The following is a 15,800-nucleotide window of genomic DNA, read 5'->3' as shown; positions in this document are numbered from 1 at the left end:
TCTGGTGCGTTTCTATAGTGAGCTCGCCACCCAACGCCGCCAGCAATGCGTCGCAGGAGATCGGACCGATCTGCGTCCAACGCGGATCTCGTCGTCCACCGGCGCGCAGCCGAACCGAAGCGGAGAATTTGCTCTCTAGCTGAGTCCTTTCACAGTAAACTAGGAGCATCCTTTTCCCGGCGCTGCGAAAAGGGCTCCGCTTCGGCCGAGCCATTCGTGGCCGGAGCTGCCAGGTCGGCGCATCCGCGACGGGGCCTGGCGCCGGACGACACAGAATCTGGTCCGGCAATTTCGCCGCGTGGCCGTAGCTCGCCACGCATCGCAATAATCGAAATCGGGTCGGGGTCGAAAATCGAGGCGCGTCACGGACCGCCTCCTGGGGCCGCGGTATCGCTCGGCAGCAGGACGCGACTTGCCGGACAGTACATCGCGCGCTGACACACCCATCCGCAACTCGATGGCGAACAGCGCACCTGCCTGGTCGGCACTGGACGCGGATTCAACCAAGTCATATCGATCGAGGGTGGAAACATGTCCAACACAATTGTCAAGATCGTAGCCGCAACCGCCATTGCCTTGCCTTTGGGCATTTTCGCAGCTCCGGGGGCTTCGGCCAGCTCGGTTCCGGTGGCCCCCGCGACGTCGACAGCAACCCCGGTCTTCTGGGGATCGAGCCCCTGGGGATCTGTGGCACTGTGCTTCCCACTCGGCAGTGTGGTCTGGTGCATCTGAGGCCATAGGCTGACAACCTCGCCGCGAAGGCGGGAGGTACTACGGCACTCCGGTATCCCCGACCGAGACTTCGGCACCTGTGCCGGGGATACCGCCACCGGACACGACTGGGTGCTCGACAATCGGGTCTCGGCGATTCTGCCGCTGCTGACGACCGAACTCGACTGCCCCGCCGACCAACTGCGTACCGTGCACGAGCGCCTGAGCAAGCACGCCAGTGGCGAAGCGGGCGCCGCGAATTCGATTCTGTCGCTGGCCCGGTGGTGCCCTTCGCGCCCCTGGCGTGGGCGCGCACCGCGTTACGGTTCCCCCAGCACAGCGTCGCCGGACTTGCCACCAGCGTGCCCGGCCCACCCGCACCCTGCGGCTGCACGGCCAAGAGGTCCTCGAAATCGAGTCGGTGTGAGCCCGTGCGCACACAAACTTCGAATTCGCCCCGGTTCGGGTGTCGCACCTCGAGATGCCGTGTGCGCCCGCACAGCAGCCGGATTCAGTCGAGGTCGAATTCCGGCCGCAGGTCGGGATCCGCGTAGGCCCGGCGATCGCCGAATTCCGCGCGCAAGCGGTCCTGTTCACGGCTCAGCAGCGCCCAGTTGTAGCTGTAGTCCGGATGTTCCGCGACATCGACCATCGGGTCGTCCGGGTACTCCGCGTCCTCGTGCACCGCGACCACGCGGGCCAGGCCGCCGCGCACGTCGTCCTCGCCGTGTCCCAGAAAGAGATGCGTGTCGACATAGATGTCGGCACCCACCACGGGCCGATCGGTGTACGTAATTCGTTCACGTCCGACGGCTCCCATATGCGCCTCCTCATGGCACCGACATATCCGGCACCACGAGGAGAGTACTGGTCAGTTGGAAACAACTCGTGCGTTGCGGGCTCACAACCCGGCCGAGCCGGGCCTCATGGGCGGTACCTCATGTTCGGCGTCCCGTCGGAAACCCAACAGACGCAAGGCATTTGCCACGACCGGCAGAGCCGAGCCCTCGCGGATGAAAACCCATGGGAGCGATCGGCGGCCCGATCGATGTGTCGGGCACCAGGGCCGCGACGATCAGCCGACGTCGGGTTCTGCCGAATAATGCGGGCGCACCGACCAGGTCGCGGCCGTGCGCGGCGAAACCGGCCCGCGACTGCCCGCAGCGTCACGCCGGATCGGAGACGCCGCTGCACGCCTGCGTTCCTCGGCGGTCCCTATTTCGGGCGCTTGCCGATGTTGGCGGCGGCTACCGAGGCGAGTCCTTTCGCCCGCGGCGGCGGGTCACACAGCGGCTGAGGCAAGGCCGTGAAGGTCGAGTCGGTGGAAGCCGTATGTCCGTCGATGCCGATGTGGCGGCGTACAAAACGGGCGATTTTGTGAGCGGAGACCGGACTGGATCGACGCCGCGATCCGGCACTGTATTCACAGATCATTCCCCGAATCCGTCCGGCAGACGTGCGAAGCTGGTGACCGAGGTGCGAACCGCCGACGGTTACCCGCGTGATGCGCGCGAGTAATCAGCTGGCAACGCCCGCTTTCTACGTTGCTCCAGGTGAAGACCGATGACACGCTGACCGCGCCGCCGAAGGGCACCCCCTTGGACATCACCGCCATGCCGCGTTCCTACGGAACCACCCTCCCGGACTGGGTCTTCGACGAACTCGAGGGCACCCCGGCGGCGCTGGCCACCGATGACGCGCGCATGGCACTGGTGCATCGACTGGCCGCCCGCAACCCCCGCGAGGGCTCCGGCGGCCCGTTCGCCGCACTGGTCGTCGAGAGCGGCACCGGCGCAGTAGTCGCGGCGGGCGTCAATCTGGTACTCGCCAGCGGACTTTCGGCGGCACACGCCGAGGTGGTCGCGCTGTCGCTGGCCCAGACCCGGGTCGGCACCTGGGACCTCGGCGCGCAGGACGCCCCCGATCGCGAACTCGTAGTGAACTGGCGCCCGTGCGCCCAGTGTTACGGCGCCGCGCTGTGGTCGGGCGTCAAACGGTTGGTCATCGCCGGTGAGGGACCTGAACTCGAGCAGCTGACCGGCTTCGACGAAGGACCGATGCGCGAGGACTGGGCCGAGCAGTTCCGCCGCCGCGGCATCGAGGTCGTCTCCGGGGTGCTGCGCGAGCACGCACTCGAGGTCTTCGCCGAGTACGGGCGCATGGCCGAGGACGACGCGATCACTGTCTACAACGCGCGCGGCTCTGCCTAGCGCAGCCGGAGGGAATCTTCAGCGATTCAGGTATCGGTCGAGATCGAGGACATCCTCGCCGACCTTCGGGTGGGGCTGGCGGCAGCGCGGGCTCGAGCCGGCCTACCCGCCGGACAGCCACCGCTGTTTCAGAATCCAGTGGTTGTCCCACCAGGCTTGGATGACCGCGGGATCGGCATTCGCGGGTGGTGGCGGTGATTCGCCGGGGAAGAGCCCGTTACCGTCCGGCGCACCGACCGGGGTCGTCGTGGGCTGCGCGGCGAGCGGTATGCCACCAGGCCCCTCCTCGAAGGGACCCGGCTGGCCGGGCTCCTCGAATGGTGTCGGTTCCTCCCGCCGATGGGTGGTGGTCGTGGTCGTCAGGTACGGTTGCGCGGCCCCGGGGGCGCTGATCTGTTCGGGGACGTTCTGCGCGGGAACGATCGGCATCGGCATGGGTGCGCCGGTGGGTGGCAAGGTCTCCGGTGGGGCGACGACCGGGGCGGCCGGGCTCGGACGCACGGATTCGGTGGTCGGATCGACAACCTCTGCCGCACTGTCGTCGCGAATCTGCGCGACCGCGATCCCCGATGCGCCGAGCACGGTGGCGACGGCGGCCGCAGCCAGCATGAGCCGCCGGGTTCGGCGATGGTCGTCGGGTTGGGTGACCGCTAGCGCGCTGAGTTGGCGTGCGGCGACCGATGCGGCGGCTCGTGCCACGACATCGGCGTGATCCGAGGCCAGGGTCACCGGCACCGCCAGTCCGAACTCCAGCACGGTGGCGATTTCGGCATATCCCGCCGCCGAACCGCAGAGCGCGACCGCATTCGGGTGTACCCCCTCCGCATCCAGGATCGGCCGGATCCGGCCGATCGCCTGGCGGGCGGTGTCGATATCGACGATCCCGGAGGGCCAGGAACCGGACGTCAATTCGGTGTCCCGCCCCGGACCCACCGCCACGAACGATGTGTGGTTCTCGACTGTCTCCAGCACGAGCACCGTGTCGAACTCATCGAACTCCGGCAATTGCCCGGCTACGGTCAGCAGTGCCGTCCGATCCGAGACCAGCGTCGACTCCGCCCACGGCCCGGATGCCAGTTCCGTCACGATCGATCGTCGCTCGGGAACCGAGCGATATACCACGGCCACGTCTTCGATCGGGGTATCGCCCAGTTCCTCGGTCAGGCCGTCCAGTACTTCGACTATCGCCGCGCCGATTCCCCCGGTTCCCACACGCCGCATGGCATGCGTCGTGGTTCCCTGTGATCCCGCCGCAGGCTCCTCCCCGAGCACCACACCGCGTACCACTGTCCGCTCCGCCGAAATACCGATTGTGACCATGCCAGACACCTCTGCCGGAAACACTCTTGCCCTTGGTTCGGAGCGGACCTGTCAAGTGATTGGTCCGACGTCCAACTTCTTCAGGAAACTTCGGTGCGCGCCCTCTACGATATGCCTGCGCCGCGGGCGACACCACGGTGCAGAGGCCGACGAGCGGAGCCGGGCGCACTCCACCCGCGCCCGCGCGGGCCGAACGAGCCAGCGACCGGCAGGAGCCGAACGTGGAGTCGAACTCCAGATCCGCGCAGTCATATACCCGCTATGTCGCGCTGGGTGACAGCCAGACCGAAGGTATCGGCGACCCCGACGGCCTTGGCGGGCACCGCGGCTGGGCGGATCGGTTCGCCGAACTCCTCGGTGCCGCGCAGCCGGGCCTGCGGTACGCGAATCTCGCCGTCCGCGGGCGTCGCGCCGGACAGATCCGCGCCGAACAACTGGACCCGGCCGTGGCGCTGCGACCCGACCTGGTCACGGTCATGGCCGGGATGAATGACCTCATCCGCCCGCGCTTGGACCGGCCCGCGCTGCTCGCGGACCTCGACGCGATGTTCGGCACCCTGATCGACACCGGGGCCACGGTGGTGACCTTCACCTATCCCGATATCGGCGGCGTCGCCCCGATCACCGGTCCTCTCTCCCCGCGCATCTATGCGCTCAATGCCGATTTGCGCACCCTGGCCGACGAACACGGTGTCACCCTCATCGATTTCGAACTCGTCGACGCCACCACCCATCCCCTGGTCTGGGCCGACGATCGCCTCCATCTCAGCCCGCTCGGCCACGACCTGGTCGCCCGCGCGCTCGCCGACACCCTGGCCTTGCCCGGGGCGGACGACAGCTGGCGTGACACGCTCCCTCCCGTGCGGCGCGGCACCGCCGAAGCCCTCGCCGTCGAACTCCGCTGGGCGGTCAGGCACCTGCTCCCCTGGATCGGCCGCCGCCTGCGCGGCCGCTCCTCGGGCACCGGTATCGAACCCAAACGCCCCGACCTCCTGCCCATCCTCGCCTGACCCTCGGATCCGGCTCGATGCGCTGGGCGTCAATGGAGTAGATCCGAGCGGGGCCGAACCTACGACCGGCAGCAGTATGGCCGGGTGCGAAATCCGGCGGTGGTGGCGGCGCGAGTGCGCGGCGCATTCGTCGGATCCGCGTCGGGCGCGGTGGCGATCGCCGCTCATGCCCTCGGCGGCGGGGTCGTCTCGCCCGGACAATCCTCGATCGCGCTACTGGTCGCCGCCTGCACGGTGATCGGGGTGGTGATCGGATCGATGCGGGTCCGCCACGGTTCCCTTCCTACTCGTCGCGTGTTCGTCGAATGCCGACAACACACCGGCCGCCACCCGCGGCGCCGACGTGATCACCATCGCGGATCAGTGGATCAAGGCGGCCGACAGCGATATGTCGGCGGCCTTCGGCGAGCTGACCAATGACAGTGACAAGGCGGTGACCGTGGTGTCGGCGACCAGCCCCGCCTCCGAACGCGTCGAACTGCACGAGGTGGTGGCCGATGCGAACGGCACCAAGAAAATGCGGCCCAAGCAGGGCGGTTTCGTCATTCCGGCGCACAGCGCGATCGCTGACCTTCGACGACGGATCGTCCAAGACCTTCGCCGCCCAGGTCCGCGACTTCCCCGGCAACCAGGAGAAGTACGAGGGCGGCCACTCCGGGGCCGCCGCAGCGGGGCAGCCGACGGCCCGGCTCACCAAGGGCATCCCCGCCCTCGCCGAGGGCCGAACCCGAACTGGCGCAACGCCCGTCGCGCCTCACCGTCACGGTGGGGTTGGGACCCGCGGTCTTCGCTGTCGCGGGTCTGGAGCACCGCAAGCCGTTCTGGTTACGTCCGCTGCCGCCGTTCGCTATCGACCGGCTGGAACCGGCCTGGAGTGAGGGCGACCTGCTACTGCAGATCTGCGCCGACGAGGCGACCACAGTGGCGCACGCGGTGCGGGTGCTGTGCCGCAGTGTGACCTCGCTGGTCGGGGTGCGCTGGGTGCAGCGCGGGTTCCGCAATGCGGCCCAGGGGCAGACCCCACGCAATCTGATGGGTCAGGTCGACGGCACCGTGAACATCGCACCGGAAACGCCGGATTTCGACCGGCTGGTCTGGGACGACGGCGCGGCCCAACCGTGGCTGGCCGGTGGCAGCTCGCTGGTGCTGCGGCGGATCGCGATGGCCGTGGACACCTGGGACGAAATCGCTCAGGAGGGCCGGGAACTCACCGTCGGGCGCAAGCTCGGCAACGGTGCGCCGCTGACCGAAACCCGGGAGTTCGACGAACCGGATTTCGCCGCCGTCGACGCGCACGGCATCCCGGTCATCCCGCAGTCCTCCCATATCGCCCGGGCACATCACACCCATGACGGCGAGCGGTTCCTGCACCGCGGCTGCAACTACGACGACGCACCCGCACCGGGCCAGATCTCGAATTCGGGCCTGCTCTTCGCCGCGTTCCAACGCGACGTGGACGCCCAGTACGTGCCGGTGCAGCGGCGGCTCGCGGATTTCGACGCACTCAACGTATGGACCACACCGGTGGGCTCGTCGGTCTTCGTGATCCCGCCCGGCGTGCCCGCGCCGGGCGGGTATCTCGGGCAGTCGCTGTTCGAGTCGTAGGGCGGCGTTGTCTTCGAGGTCGGCACCCCGCGGTGCCGACCTCGGACACGGTGCGCGACCGTGTTCCCGGAACTCTCAGGTCGTTCCGAGAACTCAGGTCCAGAGCACCGCGACCAGTACGTTCACAATCGCCAGCCCGCCCGCGGCATGCGTCATCCACGGAATATCCTTGCCGCGTTTGGCATCCGCGCGCCCCATCTCGGCGAACGCCGCGACCAGGATAGAGATCACCAGCTTGGTGCCGACCTTGACCATATTCAGGTCCTTATCGAGCGAGTCGATCGACTCGGCCATCCCGACCAGAATCAGCCCGGTGATGAGCTGGGCGCGAGCACCCCACACCATCAGCTCCGAAACCTTGGGCTGCCCGGCCACATAACCGCCGACGACCGCGGCCATGCCGAGTAGGTGTGTAGCGACCACCACGTTGTAGACCAATTCCATAAAGCCACACGCTAGTTCATCCGGGCTCATCTACTACGCAGTGTCGTGAAATCAGTGCCGTATTCGGCCGCCCTTCCGCCCTCGGATCCGGACACCCCACCGCGCATCTACGGCATGGCTGAGGACATGGTGGCGCCGTTGGTTCCACCCGGGTCGCGACCGTGTCCGGGCACGGTCGCGCCGGCAAGCATCCCGGCGGCGTGGCTCCTCCCCCGCTGCCAACACTGGACCGACCACGCCCACCGAGGGGCGCCTACGGCATGGCAGCTATGGACTCTCGCGGTCGCCTCACCGACAGGTCGATCCCGCGCCGTCTCGGATGGACCCCGGACTCCGAGCTCGACATCGTCGAGCACGAAGGACTCATGCTGATCCGACAGTCCGGGCTCGAACGACTGATCAACCGCAACGGCTACCTCTACCTGCCGTCCCGGATCCGGCGCGCCGCCGGAATCACCAGCGGTGAACGCGTCCTGCTCGCGCCGACCTGACACACTCCACGATGCTGGTGTATCCGGCTGCCGCGCTCGACAGACTCATCACCCCCTGCTTCACCGCAGTCACCCAAGGGGCGAAATGACCACGCCCCCACCGGCCACCGACCTCGATGTCGCGCGGATGTTTCTCGAGCGCCTCGGCATTTCGCCGCAGGACCTGCTGCCCAATGCACCCACGCGCGCCGCCGCACCCACTTTCGCCGAGATCATCCCGATGGCCTTCGCCGCCATGCCCGGCGCTCGGCAAACGGGGCCCTGCGGTTCCGCACAAGCGATATCCACCGTGACGACGACCGTGTCCGACGTGTGCACCAGCGCGTTGTTGACGAGATTCGTGACAACCCGGGCCGCCGGTGATCGTCGCCCATGATGCGCGACGTAAGCACATCGTCACGAACCCCATCGACGTCCCAGTCCGCGGCGCGCAGCAGCCGCCGTACAGCTGCGGCGACGACTTCGGAGACCGCAGCAGTATCACGTTGCGCGACAAACAGTTTCACGCCTGGTGCTTCGTCGGGTTCGGCGGTGCGTTTGTCCAGCAGCATCGCCGTGGCCTGTACGTCGTCACGCAGACATACCCCGGTCGGAGCGTCGGAGATCGCCCGCGCCGACTTCTCGATGTCCGGACGTTCGATCGCGGGCGGTGTCCTGGTTTTTCGGTGCAACTTTTGGGTCGTGGCATGACGAATTCCATGCCCAGGTTGTCACGCTACTCGCTTGCCCCAGCTGCCTGCTGCCGCCGAACTACATCGCCCGTGCGCCACGCCGGACGCAGCGCCCCCGGATCCGAGGGCTTGCGGTGGCCGTTCTCGCCGACAATCTTGAAAGATATGATTTTCAAATCTGTTCGGATGGCCGTTTGCAGAACTTCAAGCGTGTGGGAGGAGTCATGATGATTCGCCCGCTGGTTCGGCTGTTGCTCTGTGTCGGTATCGCCTCGGGTCTGCTGTCGGTGGCGGGGCCAATAGCGAACGCGGCGCCGGGTGAACTGATCGCCACGCAACGGTTTCCGGTCGAGTGGGGCGATGGCTACATCGTCACCTATCGCACCGAAGGCTCCGACGGTGCGTCGACACTTGCTCGTGGACTGCTGATGTTGCCGGATGGGCCCGCGCCCGCGGGTGGCTGGCCGATGATCTCCTTCGATCATGGGGCGTCGGGTCTCGGTCCGACCTGTGGTGCATCGTCCTCGGCCACCTTGCCGGTGGATGTGCCGTACTTCCGCAGACTCAATGCCCTTGGCTATGCGGTCGTTTCCACCGACTACCTCGGGTTGAGTCCGGTTACCGATCAGGTGCACCCGTATCTGAACTCGCGTACCGAGGCCACCGCCACCATTGATATCGTCCGTGCCGCACGGGAATTCACCGACACGGTGTCGAACAGCTGGGCAGTATTCGGGGTTTCGCAGGGCGGTCATGCCGCACTTGCTACCGCCAGGCTGGCGCCGACGTACGCGCCCGAACTCGACTTCCGCGGCGCGGCGGCCTTGGCGCCAGGGTCCCAGCTCGAGTACCTGTTCCCGCTTGCCGGACCGCATATCCCGCGTTCACCGCTGATCGACAATTCAATCGCGGGCGCGGCGGTACTCACCACTGCCTTCCTGGCCGGAATGTGGGCCACCGATCGGAGTTTCGACCTGACCCCTTACCTGACCCCCGCCGGAGTCCAGGTACTGACTGAGCTGAGAACCGCATGCCAGGACCGGTGGCCGGCGGTTATCGGCGGGCGCGGGCTGGGCGAGTTGCTGGCGCGTCCGCTGTTCGACGACGCCGCCCGGCAGGCGATCGGCAAATACGTCGCGATACCGGCCGACGGATACCAGCAACCGATCTTTCTCGCCCAGGGCACCCGCGACACTGCGGTGCTGCCGGTGATGACACAAGCACTTGCATACGAATTCGAACTCGCCGGAGCGGAATACGAGTACCACACCTTCGAAACCGATCACCAGGGAATCATGGGCCCCGGATTCGACGCCGGGGTGGAATTCCTGCAGCGGATACTGCCGACCCGGCGGTAGCAGCGGTCAGCACTGCTCGGAGGCATTTCGAGGGGCCTAACCCCAACGCCGCTCCGTTAGCGTTCGAGGGTAGCTTTCAAGGCGCTATTTCCTCGCATGTTGTAACCCGTTGTGAGACACCGGAACTTCCGGTAGAGAAGGGGATGTCACTCCAAGACATTCTTTTTTGGGAGGCGCGCGGTGCGCGTGCAACCGAATCGGGGCTGAAAGAATCCGCATCCGCACCACGATGCCTGGTATGCGCGAGCAGGGGCACGTAGCCACCGGTAGGCCGCGGCCCCGAGAACTCTCCGAGCAGCGGGCACCGATATCGATTCCGGCCCAATACTGACTCTCGTGTTCCGGGTGAACGCTGAGCCACCAGTCTTTCTCGAATCACGAGGTGCTGAATGTGTGAGGACTGGGCGGAGATCCGCGTGCGCCACGAGGCGTTCGATGTTCGAGTGGATCGACAACCCGATTTCGACCGCGCGGTTCGACTCTCCCATCACCCTGGCCCGCGTCCAGCCGAGGAACATCAATCACCCAGCGGGACTATGGGAGAGCCGGATGCGGGGACAACTCGCACGTCCGGTTCGGGATGGCGGCATTAACAAACGGGAGGCAGGGCGGGTCTCAGAGTCTGGTGTAGTTCGATTGGTCGTGTTCGAACGCCGTCAGGATGTCGGGTGTCAAAGTCAGGCGGGTGTTGGCAATGGCGGTCAGGTAGTCCTCGATATTGGCGGGTTCGTTCATCCCGTCGCGCATCGCGCGTTCGAACGCCGATTGTGCACCGGCACGGGCGGCGTATTCGATGTCGGCGGGGGTGAAGTGGGCTGTAGCGCGCACCAGATGGTCGAGGTCGATATCCTCGGCCGCGGGGCCGAGGTAGCGCCGCCAGATCGCTTCGCGGGCGGGTTCGTCGGGTGGACCGACCGGTATCACGTAGTCGAAGCGGCCCGGTCGCAGGAACGCCGAGTCCAGCGAACGAACGGAGTTGGTGGCGCAGATCAGCAGGCGGCTGTAATCCTCGCGGAATACCGGAATCAGCTTGAGCAGCTCGTTCGTTACGCCATGCGCCGCGCTGGTCGCCGTCCCCTCGCGTGCGCCCGCGATCTCCTCCACCTCGTCGATGAACAACAGGAGTTCGTCGAGTTCGGCCAAGTCCGCGAACACCTCACGCAAGGACGCCGCGAGCCCGCCGCTTGCCGTCGCGGCCAACCGAGACGGGAACAACTCGACAAACGGCCACCCCAGCCTCGAGGCGACCGCTTTCGCGAAACTGGTCTTTCCGGTGCCCGGCGGACCGAACAAAATCACGCTCTTGGGTGGCCGAACCCGATACCGCTCCGCGACATCCGGGTTCGCCAACGGCAATACGATCCGGCGTTCGATGATCTCTTTCTCCCGGTCCATCCCTCCCATCGACTGCCACAACCCGGGTGGCAGCAACCGACCACCCAGTTCGGTCAGCAAAGAAGACTGCGCGGGTGCCAACGGTTCCAGCAGTTCGTAGTAGACCAAACCCGTTCTGCCGAGATATCCGGAATTCTCGAACGCGACCGACCCGGTGGCGTCCTTAGGAAGGAGCGTGCAGATCCGCCGCACCCCATTCGACCGCAGCCGCCGCTCCAGTTCGGTCAGCAGCGCACTACCGATACCGCGCCGCCGCCAGTGTGTACCCAGCGCCACCAGTAGGACCCAGGCACGCTCGCTCTGGATCTGGGCGACTGCCATGCCAACGATTTCTTCGCCGACCTCGGCCACCACCGCCGGCTGCCCTGCTCGCGCGGAGGCCAGCACCTCGGCCAACGCGAACACCGGCTCCTCCCCGGTCGCCATTCGGCTCTGTTCCCAGATCTGGATCGCCTGATCCAGATCATCGTCACGAAATTCACGCAGTCGCCATACCGGCATACGCACCTCGATCTGCCATTGGAGGGTGGGCCAACTGAGACGCTCTTTCAGTAAACACCCCCAGAGGGTCCGAGCAAGCCAGAGCGCAAACTTCAGGCAAATGCAGATCAGCGTAACGTCCACCGCAGGAACCACGACCTGTCGGGCTGGTCGGTCTTGTCCCGACCGCGCTAGCGGCCCCGCCGACGGTTCCGTCATGCCCCGCCGGGCCGTCTACGCCGGCACCCTGGCCCACCTCGTCGCCATGTCCCAGACGCTCAACGCCGAACTGGAAGGCACCGGCATCCAGGTCGAGGTCCTCTGCCCCGGCATCGTCGCCACCGAATTCCACGAGCGCCAGGGCCTCGACCTGAGCGCCGTGCCCCGCATGACCGCCGACGAGGTCGTCACCGCCGGACTGCGCGGCCTCGAACTCGGCGAAGTCGTCTGCGCCCCCGGCATAGAAGACGTCGGCCTGCTCGACGCCGTCTTCAAGACCGACCTCGCCGTATTCGGCAGACAGAGCCCCGAACTCGCCTCCCGCTACCGGGCCAACTGACCGGGGCCCGTGCCCGGGCGTGGCTGGGTCTGGACCTGGGCCGGATACAACCACTCACAGTTGACGGTGTCAGCGGCACTCCAAGGCTGACAGCGGCCGGAGTTCCAGCCATCCACAGCAACTACTCGTAACCAACCGAATCAGACGTGAAAGCCGGTGATCGCGCCGGTCATCCAAGTCGCGCGACGGCGGCGACCGGGTCCTGGACAAGATCACCGTCGCCGCCCTGGACTGGCGACCGGGTACCTCGCTGGAGCTGACCTGTCTGGATGCCGGGGTCCTGCTGGCACGCCGACATCCGATGGGACGATTGTCATCACCGCTGTGGGCGTCGGAATCTGATGTCTGAGAACTCCGCGGCGACACGAGAATGGTGCCGAGGAACCGGAACACCATCCATCGGAATCCTCGACGCATTCGGAATTGTGACCGCAACGAGGCGGTGGCCGTTAGAGGGTGGGATCGAAAGGACTGCCGACCAGCACGCTTGAGTGCTGCGCAGCGAAATCGATAGGGACTCTTATATTCTGGCGACCCTCGTACGATCCCGGGGATGTGATCCGTTGGACAACGCAATTCAGATCTCTTCGGCCCGTGTTGTATTGATCAGGGATTTCTCAGGCCCGGGGCTGCACGATGAGGTGAGTCTCTCCCCGCTGAAAGAGTCTCCACCAGTCAACGATTCAGTTCGCATCGGTGCGCGCCGGGACCGGGGCCGGTTTAATGGTGGGCAACCGCTGTGGTCGCAGATGCGGTGGCGCTGCATGACGAGATCAGGAGCTAGCGGTGGTCCTCGCGGCAGGAGATGTGTTCGCAGGGTTCATCATCGAGGATGTTCTCGGCGTCGGGGGTATGGGGGTCGTGTATTCGGCACGACACCCACGCATGGACCGGCTGGTCGCGTTGAAGGTTCTCAACGATGCTCTCGCCACGGACCGACGTGCCTGCTCGGCGTTCGATCGGGAGGCGGCGCTGGCCGCACGCCTGGACCACCCGAATATCGTTGCCGTCTACGATCGTAGTGCGCCTGGGGATTCGGTGTTGTGGCTGGCGATGCGGTTTATCCGCGGCGGGGATGCGAGCTCACTGCTCGATCATGCTCCTGCTGGACTGGCACCCGAGCTAGGGGTGGAGTTGATCGCAGACGCTGCGGCAGCGCTGGATTACGCCCATGCCCAAGGTGTACTGCACCGCGACGTGAAGCCGGGAAATCTGCTGATCGAGCACGATCCCCGGCATGGGCATCGTGCCCTGCTCACCGATTTCGGGATCGCCCGCACCTTGGAAGACACAGTGACCCTGTCGACGCTCGCCGCGAGTTTCGCCTACGCCGCACCCGAACGCTTCACCGGCGCGCTCGCCGATCATCGCGCCGATATCTACTCTTTGGGATGCACCCTGTATCACCTTCTCACCGGACGGCCGCCGTTCCCCCGCGACGATCAGGCCGCGGTGATCGGCGCTCACCTCAGCGAGCCTCCACCCCAGCCGAGCCACGTGCGACCGATTCTGCCGGCGGGACTCGATACCGTCGTTGCGACCGCACTGGCGAAAGCGCCCAGCGAGCGTTACCCGACCTGCGCCGCACTTGCCGAAGCGGCCCGCGTGGCCGCTACTTCCGCGCATGTGCGCATCACGACGGCGCCGCAGCCCACCAGAGATTCCGCGCCGACTGCCCGCTACGATCCAGCCCCACATTCCGGCACCGGAGATAGGTCACCATCGCCGGTGTCCCCTTCTTCGCGGCGTTTCGGTCGCCGTGGGTTGCTCGTAGGCGCGGCGGTCGCCATCCCGTTCATCGCGGCAACGGCAGCGGGTATCACCGTACGGCGATCCTTGACCGATTCCGCGCCGCCGGCCGACAAGGCGGTCGCTGTTCTGGCGGGCCACCCCGGCGCGGTGTACTCGGTCGCGTTCAGTCCCGACCGCACTCTGCTCGCCAGCACCGGCGTCAGTACCAGCGCTGGTGACTCACTTCGGTTGTGGGACCTTGCCACCCACCGGCCCAGTGGCCCACCCCTGACCGGTCTCACTCAGGCGGTGAGGTCCGCGGCCTTCAGCCCGGACGGCGCGCTGCTCGCCACAGCCGGCGAGTACGGCACGCTGCGGTTGTGGGACCTGACCAGCCGCCAGCCCAGCGGCTCACCGCTGACCGGCCACCTCGATGGGGTACTCACGGTGGCCTTCAGCGCCGACGGCACCCTGCTGGCCTCGGCAGGCGCTGATGACACAGTGCGGTTGTGGAACGTCGCCAGTCGACGACCGAGCGGTCCGCCGTTGACCGGCCATACCGCAGTGGTGAATTCGGTCGCGTTCAGTCCGGACGGCACGCTGCTGGCCACAGCCAGCAACGACGGCACTGCCCGATTGTGGGACGTTGCCAACCACCAGCCGAGCGGACGAACGCTCAGCGACCATACCGGCATCGTCAACTCGGTAGCGTTCAGTCCGGACGGCGCACTGCTGGCTACCGCCAGCGATGACCGCACAGCGATCTTGTGGGACATCACGAGTCGACGACCGAGTGGGCAACCGCTCCGCGCCCACGGTGACAGGGTGTGGTCAGTCGCGTTCAGCCCCGACGACGCCGATGGAATGCTGCTGGCCAGCGGCAGTGTCGACGCGACGGTGCGACTGTGGGACGTACGCACCCACCAGCAGATCGGGGAAACCATTCATCGGTCACAGGCAGCGTCTTCCCAGTGACGTTCAGCTCTGATGGCAGACTCCTGGCCAGCGGCAGCAATGACAAAACAGTGCGACTGTGGAAAGTGACCAGGCCGCAGTAACACGCACTCACCGCCGCGAACCACACAGGCGGCCCGGCGATCCCCGTCGCGCCGGAGCTGACCGAGGGCGTTCATCTGGAGCGAGCACCGCACGGTCACCGAGACCGGCCTGATCTCGCTGCATGCCAACGCCTATGTGGTCGACCCTGCCCTGGCCCGATGGAAAGTCGAGCTGGTGTTCTCTCCCGTCGACATGGAAACCATCGACATCCGCTGCCACAACAAGCGCTATGGAAAAGCGTTGCCCCACACCATCACCCGACACACCCATCGCATAGCCCGGCCCGAGATCCCCGCACCCGAGCCGCCGCCCTCGACCGGAATCGACTACCTGATCCCAAGACGGACCAGCCAGCGACTCCGTCAGGAGTGCCTGCGCGACAAACGATCCGACGCGCAGCGACTGGCCCGGATAGCCAAAACGATCAGCTTGGGGTTCCCCACGCACAGGCCAACCTGAACGGGGACCCACGCAGCCCGAAGGTCGCACACACACGAGCCCAGAACCGCTGTACACCCCGACCTCGGGTAATGGCTCCCCTCTCGTGTCAAGGCGCAGTCGGCAGGTCGGGGCTATTCTGGATGGTGGTGAGTCCGGGTCGTGGCTTGTCCGAAGGGCTGGTGTGTGGGGTCAGGCCGGCCGCGCTGGAGTCAGTAGTCGCCCAGTCATGATGGAACCGGCCCACCGCGCCGCTCGGACGCAGGCGTGACCCGGAATTTTCCTGACCCCAACGGGTGTCTTTCGAAGGACCCGTCG

13 protein-coding genes and 3 pseudogenes are annotated in these 15,800 nt (G+C 66.4%); 12 read left to right on the top strand and 4 right to left on the bottom strand.

The genetic code is table 11. From position 1 onward, the window contains the following. Window positions 1-1,222 precede the first annotated feature (1,222 nt). Entirely contained in the window at window positions 1,223-1,531 is a 309-nt protein-coding gene (locus tag AB0H61_RS22650; protein ID WP_357307587.1) for a hypothetical protein, read from the bottom strand. 733 nt (window positions 1,532-2,264) lie between these two features. On the opposite strand from AB0H61_RS22650, the gene AB0H61_RS22645 reads away from it, so the two are divergent. Next, window positions 2,265-2,921: a nucleoside deaminase gene (locus tag AB0H61_RS22645; protein WP_357307585.1), complete on the top strand. Its 657-nt coding sequence runs from the start codon at window positions 2,265-2,267 to the stop codon at window positions 2,919-2,921. Between the two features lie 102 nt (window positions 2,922-3,023). Here AB0H61_RS22645 and AB0H61_RS22640 read toward each other — a convergent pair whose 3' ends face one another. Continuing rightward, window positions 3,024-4,241: a hypothetical protein gene (locus tag AB0H61_RS22640; RefSeq protein WP_357307583.1), complete on the bottom strand. Its 1,218-nt coding sequence runs from the start codon at window positions 4,239-4,241 to the stop codon at window positions 3,024-3,026. Between the two features lie 221 nt (window positions 4,242-4,462). Between AB0H61_RS22640 and AB0H61_RS22635 the strand changes: the two genes are divergently transcribed. From AB0H61_RS22635 to AB0H61_RS22625, 3 genes and pseudogenes are all read left to right on the top strand, one after another. Then, window positions 4,463-5,251: an SGNH/GDSL hydrolase family protein gene (locus tag AB0H61_RS22635; protein ID WP_357307580.1), complete on the top strand. Its 789-nt coding sequence runs from the start codon at window positions 4,463-4,465 to the stop codon at window positions 5,249-5,251. Between the two features lie 388 nt (window positions 5,252-5,639). Beyond that, a pseudogene (locus AB0H61_RS22630) lies at window positions 5,640-5,753 on the top strand (copper chaperone PCu(A)C); the annotation flags it as partial. 181 nt (window positions 5,754-5,934) lie between these two features. Continuing rightward, window positions 5,935-6,856, top strand: a pseudogene (locus AB0H61_RS22625) (Dyp-type peroxidase); the annotation flags it as partial. A 93-nt stretch (window positions 6,857-6,949) separates the two neighbouring features. On the opposite strand, the gene AB0H61_RS22620 reads toward AB0H61_RS22625, so the two are convergent. Further along, window positions 6,950-7,300, bottom strand: a complete 351-nt coding sequence (locus AB0H61_RS22620; protein ID WP_357307578.1) for a hypothetical protein — start codon at window positions 7,298-7,300, stop codon at window positions 6,950-6,952. 260 nt (window positions 7,301-7,560) lie between these two features. Between AB0H61_RS22620 and AB0H61_RS22615 the strand changes: the two genes are divergently transcribed. The 3 genes from AB0H61_RS22615 (at window position 7,561) to AB0H61_RS22605 (ending at window position 9,820) form a co-directional block, all read left to right on the top strand. Further along, window positions 7,561-7,791: a hypothetical protein gene (locus AB0H61_RS22615; RefSeq protein WP_357307576.1), complete on the top strand. Its 231-nt coding sequence runs from the start codon at window positions 7,561-7,563 to the stop codon at window positions 7,789-7,791. A gap of 85 nt (window positions 7,792-7,876) precedes the next feature. After that, a complete protein-coding gene (locus AB0H61_RS22610) occupies window positions 7,877-8,167 on the top strand; it encodes a hypothetical protein (RefSeq protein WP_357307574.1) in 291 nt (96 codons plus the stop codon). Between the two features lie 519 nt (window positions 8,168-8,686). Continuing rightward, window positions 8,687-9,820, top strand: a complete 1,134-nt coding sequence (locus AB0H61_RS22605; protein WP_357307572.1) for a lipase family protein — start codon at window positions 8,687-8,689, stop codon at window positions 9,818-9,820. Window positions 9,821-10,435: 615 nt separating this feature from the next. Here the strand turns inward: AB0H61_RS22605 and AB0H61_RS22600 are convergent. Beyond that, a complete protein-coding gene (locus tag AB0H61_RS22600) occupies window positions 10,436-11,716 on the bottom strand; it encodes a GNAT family N-acetyltransferase (RefSeq protein WP_357307910.1) in 1,281 nt (426 codons plus the stop codon). A 196-nt stretch (window positions 11,717-11,912) separates the two neighbouring features. Here AB0H61_RS22600 and AB0H61_RS22595 point away from each other — a divergent pair, with 196 nt between their 5' ends. The 5 genes and pseudogenes from AB0H61_RS22595 (at window position 11,913) to AB0H61_RS22575 (ending at window position 15,503) form a co-directional block, all read left to right on the top strand. Beyond that, window positions 11,913-12,254 carry a hypothetical protein gene (locus AB0H61_RS22595; RefSeq protein WP_357307570.1) on the top strand — a complete coding sequence of 114 codons (342 nt, stop codon included), beginning with the start codon at window positions 11,913-11,915 and terminating at the stop codon, window positions 12,252-12,254. A 786-nt stretch (window positions 12,255-13,040) separates the two neighbouring features. Continuing rightward, window positions 13,041-14,960: a serine/threonine-protein kinase gene (locus AB0H61_RS22590; RefSeq protein WP_357307568.1), complete on the top strand. Its 1,920-nt coding sequence runs from the start codon at window positions 13,041-13,043 to the stop codon at window positions 14,958-14,960. Beyond that, the gene (locus AB0H61_RS22585) at window positions 14,891-15,043 is read left to right on the top strand and encodes a WD40 repeat domain-containing protein (RefSeq protein WP_357307566.1); all 153 of its coding nucleotides are present in this window, start codon (window positions 14,891-14,893) and stop codon (window positions 15,041-15,043) included. The genes AB0H61_RS22590 and AB0H61_RS22585 overlap by 70 nt, the downstream gene beginning before the upstream one ends. A 73-nt stretch (window positions 15,044-15,116) precedes the next feature. Further along, window positions 15,117-15,212 (top strand): annotated as a pseudogene (locus AB0H61_RS22580) (Mu transposase C-terminal domain-containing protein); the annotation flags it as partial. 6 nt (window positions 15,213-15,218) lie between these two features. After that, window positions 15,219-15,503: a hypothetical protein gene (locus AB0H61_RS22575; protein WP_357307564.1), complete on the top strand. Its 285-nt coding sequence runs from the start codon at window positions 15,219-15,221 to the stop codon at window positions 15,501-15,503. Window positions 15,504-15,800 lie beyond the last annotated feature (297 nt).

The organism is Nocardia sp. NPDC050710 (assembly GCF_040654375.1).
GTDB lineage: Bacteria > Actinomycetota > Actinomycetes > Mycobacteriales > Mycobacteriaceae > Nocardia.
Note: the sequence above shows the minus strand (reverse complement) of the source record. Positions and strands in the feature narration are given on the sequence as shown.